The following is a 14,467-nucleotide window of genomic DNA, read 5'->3' as shown; positions in this document are numbered from 1 at the left end:
TGGGTTGGGCACCCCGCTGGGGTCTTAACGTTGCTGTATGGCCTATTTCGACGCTGCCTCCGCCGTTCCCCTCCACCCTGTCGCCCGTCAGGCGCTGTTGGCCGCGCTGGATGAGGGGTGGGCGGATCCTGCCCGGCTCTACCGGGAGGGGCGTAAGGCGCGGGTGCTGTTGGACGCTGCTCGGGAGGCCGCCGCCGAAGCCGTGGGCTGCCGGGCCGACGAGCTGGTCTTCACCTCTTCCGGGACGCGGGCCGTGCACAGTGGGATCGCGGGCGTGTTGGGCGGGCGGCGGCGGGTGGGGCGTCACCTGATCGTGTCGTCGGTCGAACACTCCTCGGTGCTGCATTCGGCCGAAGTGCACGAAGCGGACGGTGGGTCGGTGACGCGGGTGGCCGTGGATCGCGGGGGTGCGGTGAGCGCCTCGTCGTACGCGGAGGCGCTGCGGTCGGACACCGCGCTGGCCTGTCTGCAGTCGGCCAACCACGAGGTGGGGACCGAGCAGCCGGTGGCGGCCGTGGCGGAGGTGTGCCGGGAGGCCGGGGTGCCGTTGTTCGTGGACGCGGCGCAGTCGCTGGGGTGGGGGCCGGTCGAGGGGCCGTGGTCGGCGCTGGCGGGCAGTGCGCACAAATGGGGCGGGCCGTCGGGGGTCGGGCTGCTGGTGGTGCGCAAGGGGGTGCGGTTCGCGCCGCAAGGGCCGGTGGACGAGCGGGAGTCGGGGCGGGCGCCCGGTTTCGAGAACCTTCCGGCGATCGTGGCGGCGGTGGCGTCACTGCGGGCCGTACGGGCGGAGGCGGCGGCCGAGGCGGTACGGCTGCGGGAGCTGACCGAGCGGATCCGGGTGCGGGTGCCGGCCCTCGTACCGGATGTTGAGGTGGTCGGGGATCCGGGGCGGCGGCTGCCCGGGGTCGTCACCTTCTCCTGTCTCTATGTCGACGGGGAGACCCTGCTGCACGAGCTGGATCGTGAGGGTTTCTCCGTCTCGTCCGGATCGTCCTGCACGAGCAGCACGCTGACACCCAGCCATGTGCTGAGGGCGATGGGGGTGCTGAGCGAGGGGAACGTGCGGGTGTCGCTGCCGGCGGGGACGGCGGAGGCGGACGTGGAGCGGTTCCTGGAGGTGCTGCCGGGGGTGGTGGCCGGGGTGCGGGAGAAGCTCGGGGCTCCGGCGTCGGCTCCGGTGGCCGAGGTCCGTGAGGACGCGCTCGTCGTGGACTCCCTGGGCAAGCGGTGCCCGATTCCGGTCATCGAGCTGGCGAAGGTGTTCGGGCAGGTGCCGGTGGGCGGGCTGGTACGGGTGCTGGCCGACGACGAGGCCGCCCGGCTGGACATCCCGGCGTGGTGCGAGATGCGGGGCCAGGAATACGTGGGGGAGGAACCGGCGGAAAGGGGAACGGCGTACTTGGTCCGCCGGGCGACATGACCGACCCTTTCAGAGGCGCGGGGCTGTGTCGACATGCGGCTGGCCACCGCCGCGTGAGCGCGACCAGCCCCCACGCACCCGCACCCGGCACTCAGCCCAGATGCTCCCGGACCTCCGCCGCCGCCTCGTCCCCGTACGCCTTCATGAACCGGTCCATGAAGTGCGCCCGCCGCAGCTGATACTCCTGCGTGCCCACCGTCTCGATGACGAGGGTCGCCAGCATGCACCCGATCTGCGCCGCCCGCTCCAGCGAGACGCCCCAGGCCAGTCCCGACAGGAACCCCGCGCGGAAGGCGTCGCCGACACCCGTGGGATCGGCCTTGCGCTCCTCCTCCGGGCAGGCGACCTCGATCGGGTCCTCGCCGGCGCGCTCGACGCGGACGCCGCGCGCGCCGAGGGTGGTCACCCGGTGACCGACCTTCGCGAGGATCTGCTCGTCGGCGAGGCCGGTCTTGGTCTCGATGAGGCCCTTCTCGTACTCGTTGGAGAAGAGGTAGGTCGCGCCGTCGAGGAGGATGCGGATCTCCTCACCGTTCATCCGGGCGATCTGCTGGGAGAAGTCGGCGGCGAAGGGGATCGAGCGGGAGCGGCACTCCTCGGTGTGGCGGAGCATCGCCTCCGGGTCGTCGGCGCCGATGAGGACCAGGTCGAGGCCGTCCACGCGGTCGGCGACGGTCTTCAGCTCGATCTGGCGGGCCTCGCTCATCGCGCCGGTGTAGAAGGAGCCGATCTGGTTGTGGTCGGCGTCGGTGGTGCACACGAAGCGGGCGGTGTGCAGGGTCTCGGAGATGCGGACCGAGGCGGTGTCGACGCCGTGGCGGTCCAGCCAGGCGCGGTACTCGTCGAAGTCGAAGCCGGCGGCGCCCACCAGGATGGGCTTCGTGCCGAGCTGCCCCATGCCGAAGGCGATGTTCGCGCCGACGCCGCCGCGGCGTACGTCCAGGTTGTCGACCAGGAAGGAGAGCGAGACCGTGTGCAGCTGGTCCGCGACGAGCTGGTCGGCGAAGCGGCCGGGGAACGTCATGAGGTGGTCGGTGGCGATGGAGCCGGTGACTGCGATGCGCACGGCGTGGAATCTCCTGTGTGGAGGGGGATTGACAGTTCACGCTACCCGGTGGACGGGGGCCGCAGAAGCGGATGAAACTACCCGATAGTAGATCTTTCTTCGCAGGCCGGTCCGTGCATACGGTGCCGCTATGACGAACCTCAAGGCTCCCTTCACGCCTGTCGATCTCGAGGGCGATCTCGCGTCGCTGCGCGGTGACTGCGCCCGGATGGCTCCGCACTGGGCGGCTCCGGAGCGGATCATCCCACTGCCGGTCCCGCCGTCGCTCATCCATGGCGTGAGCGTGCCGGCGCGGTCGGCGCGGCTGCTGGAGGCCATGCCGGAGTACGGAAACTAGCCGAGGTACAGGCGCTCCGGGCGCTCTTCGCGCTCTGGGCGCCGCTTCGGGGAACCGTGCGCTCCCCCGCTGCGTCCCATCGCTGTCCCCCGTAAAGGGGATGCGGGATACGACCTCCGGCAGGCCGCCTCTGGGGCGGTGCGGGACCGGGGTCGACCGCAGGGACAGCTGTGCAGCCGAAGGAGCGATGCGGTGAACACCGAGCGACCCGACCACGACGACGCCGCGCGGGACACCGACGGGGCGGCGGAACACGTGGAGAAGGGTTCTCCGCAGGGGAAGGGCGCCACCGGGGACCGGGTGACAGCGGCGGAGCGGACCGCGCCCGGGACCGGACCCGCAGCAGCGGGCACCGAGGCTGCCGAGGTCGGCTCAACCCCTGAGGGCAGGACCGACCAGCAGTTCACCGAGATGGGCGACACCCGAACGGCCGCCGAGCCCCAGCCCGAGGGCACCCACGCGGCCACCCGCGCCAACGGCGAGGACGCCCGCCCGGCCACCGACACCGAGGCCACGGACACCCACCCGGCCCTCGACACCGAGGCCAAGGACAACTACCCGGCCACCCGCACAGAGGCCGAGGGCGACCGCCCGGCCCCCAGCGCGCAGGACGGGCCGCCCGCCGCTGACCCCGGGAGCGCTCGCCCCGCCCCTGACGCCGAGAAGCATCAGCTCGGCCCCGAGGCCGAGCATGCCCACCCGGCCCACGGGCCTGAAGAGCACGTGGACCTCGGTGTGCGGAGTGGGCGGCGTCGGTCTCGGCTGGTCGTCGCGGCCGTGGCCGCTGCTGTGATGGTGGTGGGAGGGGGTGGCGCGTATCTGGCCGCCAGCGCTGATGGTGGGGGCGGGGTGGGGGCGCCGTCCGGGGACGGGACGCCTCCGGTGCTGGTGCTGGACGGGTATTCCGTCGCGTCCGAGACGAACAGCGGCAGCAGTAACGGGATCGCGCCCGGGGAGCCGAATCCGTACGGCGTGGTCTACGAGGCCGACGGCGCCTTGCCCGAGGGGCCGGGGTCGGCTGCCGTGCGGTGGGTCCGGGGCGAGGTCGGCCAGGATGACGTGGTCCGGCTGGCCGAGGCGCTCGGGGTCGACGCGGCGCCGGTGCTGGAGAAGGACGTCTGGCGGGTGGGGGGCACCGCGGACGGCTCGGGACCCGTGCTGCGGGTGGACCGGCAGTCGCCGGGCGCGTGGACGTTCAGCCGGTACGCCGCGGGCTCGGACAACTGCCCGCGCGACGCCACCGTATGCCCGCACAAGACCTCCCCCTCCCCCGCCGGTGACCCGGTCGGCGAGGACGCCGCCCGGAAGGCCGCCGCGCCGGTGCTGAAGGCGGTCGGCCAGGACGACGCCAAGGTGGACGCGAGCCAGGTCATGGGCGCCGAGCGGGTGGTGAACGCGGACCCGGTGGTCGGCGGACTGCCCACGTACGGCTGGTCCACCGGGATCATCGTCAACGCGCTGGGGGAGGTCGTCGGCGGAAACGGGCGGCTGGCGGAGCCGGTCAAGGGTGAGACCTACCCCGTGCTCGACGCCGAGGAGACCCTGGGGCTGCTGAACTCCGCCCAGGGAGGCGGTCACGGCATCGGCATCGGAGGCTGCGCGACCCCCGTGCCGCACGAGGACCAGGCCGACGGCCCCTGCGAACCCTCGACCGTCGCCCCGGACAAGGACACGCTCACCGTCGAGGACGCCGTCTTCGGGCTGGCTCCGCACACCTCGGCCGGCCGGCCGCTGCTGGTGCCGTCGTGGCTGTTCACCGTGCGGGCACCGGGGGCGTCGGACACGTACACGGTGACGCATCCGGCCGTCGACCCGAGGCATCTCGCCCCGGCCACGGCGACCGCCACTCCCCCGCCCGGTGTCCCCACCGAGCAGCCCAGCCCCCGGCCCACCGGCCCCGGCGACGAACCGACCGCCTCGGACGGCACCCGGGACGTGGACGTGGAGGCGTACTCGGCCGAGGGCAGGGAGCTCACCGTACGGTTCACCGCCGGCGTGTGCGCCGACTACACGGTGAATGCGGTCGAGGGTGAGGACAAGGTGACGGTCACCGTGACCGAGAAGTCCTGGCCGAACAAGGTCTGCATCCTGATCGCCAAGGTGTACCACCGGACGGTGCAGCTGGACGAGCCGCTCGGCGGCCGGACGGTCGTCGGCTCGGACGGCGCGGAGATCCCGCTGGAGAAGCCGGGAGCGCGGCTGCCGGACAAGACCTCCGACCAGCCGCGGTAGCCGACGGGAGAAGACATGAAGGCGGCGGCCCCGGGGCAGGGGCCGCCGCCTTCACCGCGTACAGGCGTACCGCGGCTCAGCTGAAGGAGTCGCCGCAGGCGCAGGAGCCGGTCGCGTTCGGGTTGTCGATCGTGAAGCCCTGCTTCTCGATGGTGTCCACGAAGTCGATCGTGGCGCCGCCCAGGTACGGGGCGCTCATGCGGTCGGTGACGACCTTGACTCCGCCGAAGTCCTTCTCCACGTCGCCGTCGAGGGAGCGCTCGTCGAAGAACAGCTGGTAGCGCAGGCCGGAGCAGCCACCGGGCTGGACGGCGACGCGCAGCGCGAGGTCGTCGCGGCCTTCCTGGTCGAGCAGCGCCTTGACCTTGGACGCGGCGGCGTCGGTCAGGATGATGCCGTCGGTGACGGTGGTGGTCTCGTCCGATACGGACATCTACATCTCTCCCGGGTTGGTACGGAGACTGCTTGCCGACGAGTGCAACCGGCGGGGCCGCGGATTCATTCCGCGACGGGTTCTTTCTCGCCCAGGTTCTTTCTCGACTTCCGGCGGTCCTCTTCATGCTCGCACACGCCCCGGGCACCGGAAAGCGACCCAGCGGGATTCACGTCACACCGACGCTATGCCCATCGTCAAAGTGACGTGAAGCAGGTTATGATATATAGCGTCAGTTCGACGAAAAGTAGAAAGGGTGCGTGTCGTGACCACCGCCCAGACCCAGGAGCTCGACATACAGGAGCTCGACGTACAGCCGACTCCGCTCGCCCTGCTGCTCCTCGGCCGTGAAGCCGACCCGAAGAGCGAGCGCGGCGTCGAGTGTCCCGGTGACCTGCCCTCCCCCTCCGACCCGGATCTGGTGGAGCGGGCCCGTGCCGCCAAGGAGAAGCTCGGCGACAAGGTCTTCGTCCTCGGCCACCACTACCAGCGCGACGAGGTCATCCAGTTCGCCGACGTCACGGGCGACTCCTTCAAGCTGGCCCGGGACGCGGCCGCGCGCCCGGAGGCCGAGTACATCGTCTTCTGCGGTGTCCACTTCATGGCCGAGTCCGCCGACATCCTGACCTCCGACGACCAGAAGGTGGTCCTGCCCGACCTGGCCGCCGGGTGCTCCATGGCCGACATGGCCACCGCCGAGCAGGTCGCCGAGTGCTGGGACGTGCTGACCGAGGCCGGCGTCGCCGAGCAGGTGGTGCCGGTGTCCTACATGAACTCCTCGGCCGACATCAAGGCGTTCACGGGCAAGCACGGCGGCACGATCTGCACCTCCTCCAACGCCCGGCGCGCCCTGGAGTGGGCCTTCCAGCAAGGCGAGAAGGTCCTCTTCCTGCCGGACCAGCACCTCGGCCGCAACACCGCCGTGCGCGACATGGGCATGTCGCTCGACGACTGCGTGGTCTACAACCCGCACAAGCCGAACGGCGGGCTGACGGCCGACGAGCTGCGCGCCGCCAAGATGATCCTGTGGCGCGGCCACTGCTCGGTGCACGGCCGCTTCAACCTGGAGTCGGTCGACGACGTGCGTGAGCGCATACCGGGCGTGAACGTCCTGGTGCACCCCGAGTGCCGGCACGAGGTCGTGGCCGCGGCGGACTACGTCGGCTCGACCGAGTACATCATCAAGACCCTGGAGGCCGCCCCGGCCGGCTCCAAGTGGGCCATCGGCACCGAGCTGAACCTGGTCCGCCGGCTGGCGAACCGTTTCGCGCCCGAGGGCAAGCAGGTCGTCTTCCTCGACCGCACGGTCTGCTTCTGCTCGACGATGAACCGCATCGACCTGCCGCACCTGGTCTGGGCCCTGGAGTCCCTGGCCGAGGGACGGCTGATCAACCGCATCGAGGTCGACAAGGAGACCGAGGCGTTCGCCAAGCTGGCCCTGGAGCGCATGCTGGCGCTGCCGTAGCCCCGGCCCGACCGGACCTGGACCGGCGTCGGCGTGTTCCTCACGCCGACGCCGGTGTGCGTTCCGGGTCGGACGGGTCGACGGAGAAGACCGTGCCGTCGGGGGTCGCCACCACCAGGGCACCCTCGTCCAGGAGCACCGAGGGCGAGCCGCCGTTGCCGAGCGCGCCGGCCCGGGGGGAGGACTCCCACAGCACTTCACCCGTCCGGGTGTCCAGGGCCGCCACCCGGCCGCCCGCGGTGGCCAGGTAGAGGGCGCGGGCCTCGGGGTCGACCTTCGGGGTGCCGGGCTCCTCCAGGGTGGTCCGGGTCTGCCACACCTTCTCGCCCGTCTCCGGCGACACCGCGGTGACCTGCCCCTCGGTGGAGGTGAAGTAGACCATGCCGCCCGCGAACTGCACCTCTCCGGCCACGTACCGGTCGGTCAGCCTGATCGTCTTCCGCTCGCCGCTGTCCGGGTCGATCCACTGGAGAGCCGTGTACTCCATGCCGCTGCCGCTCTCCTGGTTCTCCCACCACTGGGCGTAGAGCAGGCTGCCGTCCTCGACGAGACCGACGAGTTCGCCGTCGTCCCTGGTGATGGGCAGCCGCTTCGACGTGCCGTCGGCGGGATCGAGGGCGTACACCTGGGCGGCGTCGGAGCCCTCGGCCATGGTCACGCACTCCATGTACGGACGGCCGTCGAGGTCGTAGTACGAGCAGTAGTGGTTCGCGGGCAGGGCCGTCGTCCAGCGCTCGGCTCCGTCGCGCGCCGACCGGGCGGTCACCGACCTGCCGTCGACGGCGGTGGTCAGGACCAGCCCGCCGGACAGCACCATGTCGGTGAAGTCGGTGTTCGCCTGCCAGGACCAGAGCCGGGCACCGCTGCCGGCGTCCAGGCCGATCACGGAGACCTTCTCGTAGTCCCCGTCGGTGTTCGAGATGGTCTCCTGCACGAGGACCGTGCCGTCGTGCACGCCGAGCGGGGAGGAGTCGTATCTGTCCGGCGCGATGCCCTTGGGCGCGATGTCGGCCCGCCAGACGGTCTCGCCCGTCCGCGCGTCGATGCGCACCGGGAGTACGCCGACGCCGCCGCAGTAGGCGGCCCCCTCGCTGACGTGGCAGAACGGCTGGCCGTCGACGGCCCCCGTACCGCCCAGGGGCTGCTCGGCACCCTGCCGGGCGGTCTTGAGCACCGTGGTCTGCCACGGCTGCCAGCCGTCGGGCAGGTCCCGCCACCGCGAGGCGGCCGAGGGGCCCGCGGAGTCGGCCGTGGCCGTGCCCCGGTCGTCGTTCTCCGGCAGGCCGATCAGGAGATACGCGGTGAGCGCGACGGCCAGGACCCCGACCGCGCCGGTCAGGGCGAGGAGGCGGGAGCGGCCGCGGCGCGCGGGCGGTACGGGGGTGTGGTCGGCGGCGGTCGGGGTGCGGACCGCGTCCGGGGACGGCAGGCGCAGGGTGACCGTGGGCATGTCGCCGGGGGCCGGCTCGGGCAGGACGGCGCCGAACTCCCCCGCGAGGTCGTCCAGCGAGGGCCGTTCGTCGGCCGTCTTGGCCAGGCAGCGGGCCAGCACCCCGCGCAGCGGTTCGCCCACCGCGTCCAGCGCCGGTTCCTCGGTCATCACCCGGTACGCCGTCAGATAGGGGCTGTCCGCGTCGAAGGGGCCGTGTCCGGTCACCGCGTAGACCAGCAGCGCCCCGAGGGAGAAGACGTCCGAGGCGGGGCCCACCGAGCGGGCGTCCGTGAACTGCTCCGGGGACATGAAGGGCGGGGTGCCGATCATGTGCCCGGTCTCGGTGAGGGTCTGGTTCTCGGCGGCCCGGGAGATCCCGAAGTCGATGACGCGGGGTCCGTCCTCGGCCATGAGGACGTTGGCGGGCTTCAGGTCGCGGTGGACGACGCCGGCGCGGTGGATGTCGCGCAGCGCCTCCACCAGCCCGAGCGCCAGGCGCCGCAGTTCCGCGCCGCGCAGCGGGCCGTGGGTCCGTATGCGTTCGGCGAGGGAGGGCGCGGGCACGTACTGGGTGGCCATCCAGGGCCGTACCGCCTCCGGGTCGGCGTCCACCACCGGGGCGGTGAAGGCGCCGCTGACCTTGCGGACGGCGGCGATCTCCTGCTGGAAGCGGGCGCGGAAGACGGGGTCCTCGGCGTACTGGGCGTGCACCAGTTTGACGGCGACCTCACGCCCGGATCTGGATCTGGCCCGGTAGACGACGCCCATCCCGCCGGCGCCCAGCCGGTCGACGATCCGGTATCCGCCGAGTGACCTCGGGTCGTCCTTGTGCACAGGCACCGCCCGGATCCCCTTCCCCCCGCTGAGCAGTTCGGAGCACAGGATATGAAAGCCGCGCGGGGGAAGGGGAACGGGTGGAGCCACCGGGTCGGACTCCGGCCGGTTCAGGTTCGCCCTTGTGCTCTCGCAGCGCCGCAATAGGGCGGCCGCCTGGGCCATGTCCCGGGACACGTTCCTGAGCAAGGTCGTCGGTCCCCACTTCGAGCACCTGTGCCGTGAGTGGGCCTCCTGGCACGCGGAACCCGACACCTTCGGCGGTCTGCCCATCGAGGTCACCTCGGGAAGCGTCCCCGATCCGGCCGCGCGCACCTCCCACGAGGTCGACGTCGTCGTACGCGGCGCCGTCGGCCAGGACCGCGGCATCCTGCTGTCGATCGGCGAGGCGAAGTGGAACAAGGTCACCTCGGACTCCTCACGGCACGAGGCATCGACACGAGCCACACCCGCCCCGCCTGCTACAGCGGCGCCGGCTTCACCCCCGCCCTGCACGCAGCGGCCGAGCGCGGCGAAGTGGTCCTCGTTGATCTCGGGCGCCTGTACGGCGGGGGGTAGGCGCCGGCAACCGTGGGGCGCGGGTGCGACGGGCCGGACGGCGATCAGGATCGTGTGCCACGATCGAGGCAACGGTTCCCGATCCCGTGGCCAGGTGATCTCCCCACATTCGCCCCCAGAAAACTGCGGCTCTACCGGGGCGCCGACTCCTGGATGCCCTGCGACGGCGTCGCCCTGGTGCTGGAGGTGACCTCCACCAAGCCCAAGTCCGACCGAGAGGCCAGACGCCGCTGCTACGCCCGCGGAGGCATCCCGCTGTACCTGCTCATCGACCGGGACGCCTCCTCGATCACGCTGTTCGGAGACCCGGAGAACGGGGACTACCGCGAGCTGTGCACCCGCCCTCTGGGCAAGCCGCTCACTCTGCCCGAGCCGTTCGCGTTCGATCTGGAGACCGCGGATTTCCTCTGAAGCGCATCGCACCGATGCTTACTTCACGACCACATTCTGAGCTCTTTGGTCGCAGCACCCCAACCGCATATATCGTTGCCGCACCGACTACGAAGAGCCCACCGCCGCAGACGACGGAAGCAACGCAACCCGCTGTGAATGCCGCTGCCGCAATGCCCCTGGCCGGGGTGAAGCTGTTGCTTGCCGATCAGGGGGTCGGCGGGCGGGAGTTGCGGTTCGCGGTCGTGCGGCTGGCCGAGGCGCTTCAGGATTCGGTGCGGGTCGCCGTCAGCCGTGGGTACGCGGGTCAGTCCGTTCTGGGGCGTACCAGGCCCGACTCGTAGGCGATGACCACCAGTTGGGCTCGGTCGCGGGCGCCCAGTTTGGCCATGGCCCGGTTGACGTGGGTTTTGACTGTCAGGGGGCTGACCGCGAGGCGTTCGGCGATCTCGTCGTTGGAGTGGCCGCCGGCGACCTGGACGAGGACCTCGCGTTCGCGGACGGTGAGGGCGTCGAGGCGGGCGGAGCGGGACGGATCGGTGTCGGGGCCGTCGCCCTGGGCGAGGAAGCGGGCGATGAGGCCCTTGGTGGCGGCCGGGGAGAGCAGGGCGTCGCCGCCGGCGGCGACCCGGATGGCGTTGAGGAGTTCCTCCGGTTCGGAGCCCTTGCCCAGGAAGCCGGAGGCGCCCGCGCGCAGGGACTGCACGACGTAGTCGTCGACCTCGAAGGTGGTCAGGATGACCACACGGACCTCGGCGAGGGACGGATCGGCGCTGATCAGGCGGGTGGCGGCGAGGCCGTCGGTGCCGGGCATGCGGATGTCCATCAGGACGACGTCCGCACGCTCCTCCTTCGCCAGGCGGACCGCCTCCGCGCCGTCGGACGCCTCCCCCACGACCTCCATGTCGGGCTCGGAGTCGACCAGCACGCGGAAGGCGCTGCGCAGCAGGGCCTGGTCGTCGGCGAGCAGGACGCGGATGGTCATACGGTCTCCCCCGGATCTCCCGTCGTGGCGGTACGGGTCCTGAGGGGCAGGATCGCATGGACGCGGAAGCCGCCGCCGTAGCGGGGCCCGGTGGTGAGGGTGCCGCGGAGGGCGGAGACGCGTTCGCGCATGCCGAGCAGGCCGTGGCCGCCGCCCGGCGCGGGCGCCCGGTCCTCGTCGGGGCTGCCGTCGTCGAGGACCGTCACCTCGATATGGGGGCCCACCCGGACCACGCTGACCTCCGCCTTCGCGTCCGGGCCCGCGTGTTTCTGCACGTTGGTGAGGGCCTCCTGGATGACCCGGTAGGCGGCGAGGTCGACGGCCGCCGGGAGGGGCGTGCCGTGGTCGGCGCGGGCGACCTCCACCTGGAGTCCGGCGCTGCGGAAGGTGCCGGCGAGCTCGTCGAGGCGGTCCAGGCCCGGGGCCGGCTCGGTGGGGGCCTCCGGGTCGCCTGACTGGCGGAGCAGGCCCACGGTGGCGCGCAGCTCGTTCAGGGCGGAGCGGCTGGCCTCCCGTACGTGGGCGAGGGCCTCCTTGGCCTGGTCGGGGCGCCTGTCCATGACGTGTGCCGCGACCCCGGCCTGCACATTGACCAGGGCGATGTGGTGGGCGACCACGTCGTGCAGGTCTCGGGCGATGCGCAGCCGCTCCTCGGCGACGCGGCGACGGGCCTCCTCCTCACGGGTGCGCTCGGCGCGTTCGGCGCGCTCACGGATCGCCTGGACGACGGCTCTGCGGCTGCGTACGGCGTCCCCGGCGGTGGCGCCGATGCCGGTCCAGGCGAGGATGCCGAGGTTTTCCTGGGCGTACCAGGGCAGTGGTCCGGCGAGCATCGCCGCGCCGGTCAGGACGGTCACGGTGAGCAGGCCGACCCGCCAGGTGGTGGTGCGGTCAGTGGTGGACGCGACGGTGTAGAGGGCGACTACGGCGGACATCGCGACCGGGGCGCGCGGGTCGCCGGTGAGGGACTCGACGAGGGAGACGGTGCCGGTGAGGGCGAGGACCGTCATGGGGGCGCCGCGGCGGAAGACGAGGGCGACCGCGCCCAGGGTCATGAGGACCAGGCTGAGGCTGTCCGGGGTGCGGACGCCCCAGGTGACGCCGTTCTCGCCGCGCGGGTCGACGAAGGAGCCGACGACCATGCAGACGAGTACGGCCGCGGCGAGGGTCGCGTCCAGGGCGAGGGGGTGGGCGTGCAGGCGGCGCCGGGCTTCGGTGAGGGGGGTCACTGTGGAGTTACCGTCGCTTTCGGTCACCGTCGCCCGACCCGGCCTTTCATCCCAGGTGAGCCGGCGCTGAGCCGGGCGGGCCTCAGCCTGGGATCAGACCGTCGTCGCTGAGCATGTCCCGGACCTCCTCCAGGGTGGCGTCCGGGGCGGGAAGGATCAGTTCCGAGGGTTCGAGGGCGTCGTCCGGCAGGGGGCTGCCCAGGCTGCGAACGGCGTCGAGGAGGTTGCCGAGGGTGCGGCGGAAGCCCTCCTCGTCGCCGCTCTCCATCTCTTCCAGGAGTTCGTCGTCCAGCTTGTTCAGCTCGGCGAAGTGGGAGTCGGCCAGCTTCACCTGGCCCTCTCCCATGATCCGTACGATCACATCGCCCTCCTCGGCGTGGGCCCTACTGCTTGTCGAAGCGCGGGGTGTCCTGCGGCTGCTGCTGGGACTGCTGCTGGCCGGTTCCGCCCTCGATGGCCTGCCGGTCCGAGGTGCCTCCCGCCAGCTCCGCCTTCATGCGCTGCAGCTCCAGCTCTACATCCGTACCACCGGAGAGCCGGTCCAGCTCGGCCTGGATGTCGTCCTTGTGCATGCCGGACTGGTCGTCGAGGGCGCCGGAGGCGAGCAGTTCGTCGATCGCGCCGGCCCGGGCCTGCAGCTGGGCCGTCTTGTCCTCGGCCCGCTGGATGGCCAGCCCGACGTCGCCCATCTCCTCGGAGATGCCGGAGAACGCCTCGCCGATGCGGGTCTGGGCCTGGGCGGCGGTGTACGTGGCCTTGATGGTCTCCTTCTTCGTACGGAACGCGTCCACCTTGGCCTGCAGGCGCTGGGCCGCCAGGGTGAGCTTCTCCTCCTCGCCCTGGAGGGTGGCGTGCTGTGTCTCCAGGTCGGTCACCTGCTGCTGGAGGGCGGCCCTGCGGGACAGCGCCTCCCTGGCCAGGTCCTCACGGCCCAGGGCGAGCGCCTTGCGGCCCTGGTCCTCCAGCTTGGACGACTGCGACTGCAGCTGGTTGAGCTGGAGCTCCAGGCGCTTGCGGCTGGTCGCCACGTCGGCGACGCCGCGGCGCACCTTCTGGAGCAGCTCGAGCTGCTTCTGATACGAGTAATCGAGGGTCTCGCGCGGGTCCTCGGCCCGGTCAAGGGCCTTGTTCGCCTTCGCGCGGAAGATCATCCCCATACGCTTCATGACACCGCTCATGGGCTTCGCGCGCCCCCTTCTGACGGACTCCAGCTCCAGCTCTGCGACAGAACCCACAGTACGGGCCCTATCTCCATTGACGCACTGTTCGGGGACCGATGCGCTCATCCCCGAGGACGACTGCGGACCGTCCCCCTCCGGCGTGAGGAGTAGGTGATACCCGCAACGTCCCCTCTGTCCCTCTACGACGTCCGGTGTTGCCGGATCGTTCCCCGCCGGGCTGGGGTCCATGCCCGGGGAGCGCTTACCCTTGGGTTTTGTGTTCCGTAGCCGTGCCAAGGAAGAGAAGGCCCAGGCCGCCGACAAGGCGCTGGTGACCGACTCCAAGCAGCCCCGTGACCCGCAGGCCCCGAAGGGCAGGCCCACGCCCAAGCGCAGTGTGGCCCAGTCCCAGCGTCGCAGCGTGGCCAATACGCCGATGACGCGCAAGGAGGCCGCCAAGCGTCAGCGCGACGAGCGCCGCGCGGCGCTGGAGAAGCAGCGCCAGGCGCTGGCGACCGGCGACGAGCGGTATCTGCCCGCGCGGGACAAGGGCCCGGTCCGCAAGTTCGCGCGCGACTTCATCGACTCGCGGTTCAACGTGGCCGAGTTCTTCCTGCCGATGGCCGTGCTCATCCTCGTGCTGAGCATGATCCGGGTGGGCCAGCTGCAGGCGCTCGCGCTGCTGCTGTGGGCCGCGGTGATCGCGCTCATCGTGCTGGACTCGTTCCTCAGCGGCTTCCGTCTGAAGAGGCGGCTCAAGGAGCGCTTCCCCGACGAGAACAAGCGGGGCGCGGTCGCGTACGCGCTCATGCGCTCCCTCCAGATGCGCCGGCTCCGGCTGCCCAAGCCGCAGGTCAAGCGCGGAGAGCGGCCCTGAGCACGAGTTCCTTCTCCGGGCGCGCGGCCGCGTCCTGGCTGAGCAGGCT

General features: G+C 71.6%; 13 protein-coding genes and 1 pseudogene. 7 read left to right on the top strand and 7 right to left on the bottom strand.

Going from position 1 to position 14,467, the window contains the following annotated elements:
- Positions 1–37: 37 nt before the first annotated feature.
- Positions 38–1,420, top strand: coding sequence for a cysteine desulfurase/sulfurtransferase TusA family protein (locus tag ACH5AC_RS35195; RefSeq protein WP_398866382.1), 1,383 nt, complete (start codon positions 38–40; stop codon positions 1,418–1,420).
- Positions 1,421–1,511: 91 nt separating this feature from the next.
- Here ACH5AC_RS35195 and ACH5AC_RS35190 read toward each other — a convergent pair whose 3' ends face one another.
- On the bottom strand, positions 1,512–2,486 hold the full coding sequence (locus tag ACH5AC_RS35190; RefSeq protein ID WP_398866381.1) for a carbohydrate kinase family protein: 975 nt from the start codon (positions 2,484–2,486) through the stop codon (positions 1,512–1,514).
- A gap of 130 nt (positions 2,487–2,616) precedes the next feature.
- On the opposite strand from ACH5AC_RS35190, the gene ACH5AC_RS35185 reads away from it, so the two are divergent.
- Positions 2,617–2,823, top strand: coding sequence for a hypothetical protein (locus tag ACH5AC_RS35185; RefSeq protein ID WP_398866380.1), 207 nt, complete (start codon positions 2,617–2,619; stop codon positions 2,821–2,823).
- A gap of 192 nt (positions 2,824–3,015) precedes the next feature.
- A complete protein-coding gene (locus tag ACH5AC_RS35180) occupies positions 3,016–5,055 on the top strand; it encodes a hypothetical protein (protein WP_398866379.1) in 2,040 nt (679 codons plus the stop codon).
- Positions 5,056–5,131: 76 nt separating this feature from the next.
- On the opposite strand, the gene ACH5AC_RS35175 is transcribed toward ACH5AC_RS35180, so the two are convergent.
- Entirely contained in the window at positions 5,132–5,488 is a 357-nt protein-coding gene (locus tag ACH5AC_RS35175; protein WP_006135694.1) for an iron-sulfur cluster assembly accessory protein, read from the bottom strand.
- A gap of 265 nt (positions 5,489–5,753) precedes the next feature.
- On the opposite strand from ACH5AC_RS35175, the gene nadA reads away from it, so the two are divergent.
- Complete coding sequence (gene nadA, locus ACH5AC_RS35170; RefSeq protein ID WP_398866378.1) at positions 5,754–6,953, top strand: quinolinate synthase NadA; 1,200 nt, start codon at positions 5,754–5,756, stop codon at positions 6,951–6,953.
- 40 nt (positions 6,954–6,993) lie between these two features.
- Here the strand turns inward: nadA and ACH5AC_RS35165 are convergent, their stop codons facing one another.
- Complete coding sequence (locus ACH5AC_RS35165) at positions 6,994–9,225, bottom strand: PQQ-binding-like beta-propeller repeat protein (RefSeq protein ID WP_398866377.1); 2,232 nt, start codon at positions 9,223–9,225, stop codon at positions 6,994–6,996.
- Between the two features lie 387 nt (positions 9,226–9,612).
- On the opposite strand from ACH5AC_RS35165, the gene ACH5AC_RS35160 reads away from it, so the two are divergent.
- Positions 9,613–9,777, top strand: coding sequence for a hypothetical protein (locus ACH5AC_RS35160; protein ID WP_398866376.1), 165 nt, complete (start codon positions 9,613–9,615; stop codon positions 9,775–9,777).
- A gap of 105 nt (positions 9,778–9,882) precedes the next feature.
- Positions 9,883–10,188 (top strand): annotated as a pseudogene (locus ACH5AC_RS35155) (Uma2 family endonuclease); the annotation flags it as partial.
- A gap of 286 nt (positions 10,189–10,474) precedes the next feature.
- On the opposite strand, the gene ACH5AC_RS35150 reads toward ACH5AC_RS35155, so the two are convergent.
- The 4 genes from ACH5AC_RS35150 to ACH5AC_RS35135 all read right to left on the bottom strand — a co-directional run bounded on the left by ACH5AC_RS35150 (position 10,475) and on the right by ACH5AC_RS35135 (position 13,547).
- Entirely contained in the window at positions 10,475–11,152 is a 678-nt protein-coding gene (locus ACH5AC_RS35150; protein WP_398866375.1) for a response regulator, read from the bottom strand.
- Entirely contained in the window at positions 11,149–12,381 is a 1,233-nt protein-coding gene (locus tag ACH5AC_RS35145; RefSeq protein WP_398866374.1) for a sensor histidine kinase, read from the bottom strand. Before ACH5AC_RS35145 ends, ACH5AC_RS35150 begins: the two co-directional genes overlap by 4 nt.
- Before the next feature lie 82 nt (positions 12,382–12,463).
- A complete protein-coding gene (locus ACH5AC_RS35140) occupies positions 12,464–12,742 on the bottom strand; it encodes a hypothetical protein (protein ID WP_398866373.1) in 279 nt (92 codons plus the stop codon).
- A gap of 22 nt (positions 12,743–12,764) precedes the next feature.
- Positions 12,765–13,547: a PspA/IM30 family protein gene (locus ACH5AC_RS35135; protein WP_398866372.1), complete on the bottom strand. Its 783-nt coding sequence runs from the start codon at positions 13,545–13,547 to the stop codon at positions 12,765–12,767.
- 241 nt (positions 13,548–13,788) lie between these two features.
- On the opposite strand from ACH5AC_RS35135, the gene ACH5AC_RS35130 reads away from it, so the two are divergent.
- Positions 13,789–14,418 carry a DUF3043 domain-containing protein gene (locus ACH5AC_RS35130; protein ID WP_398866371.1) on the top strand — a complete coding sequence of 210 codons (630 nt, stop codon included), beginning with the start codon at positions 13,789–13,791 and terminating at the stop codon, positions 14,416–14,418.
- The last annotated feature ends 49 nt before the right edge of the window (positions 14,419–14,467 follow it).

Origin of the sequence: Streptomyces sp. NPDC018693 (genome assembly GCF_044391385.1) — a bacterium.
Classification (GTDB): domain Bacteria; phylum Actinomycetota; class Actinomycetes; order Streptomycetales; family Streptomycetaceae; genus Streptomyces.
The sequence above is the reverse complement of the archived record's forward strand: the minus strand, read 5'-3'. Positions and strand labels throughout refer to the sequence as shown.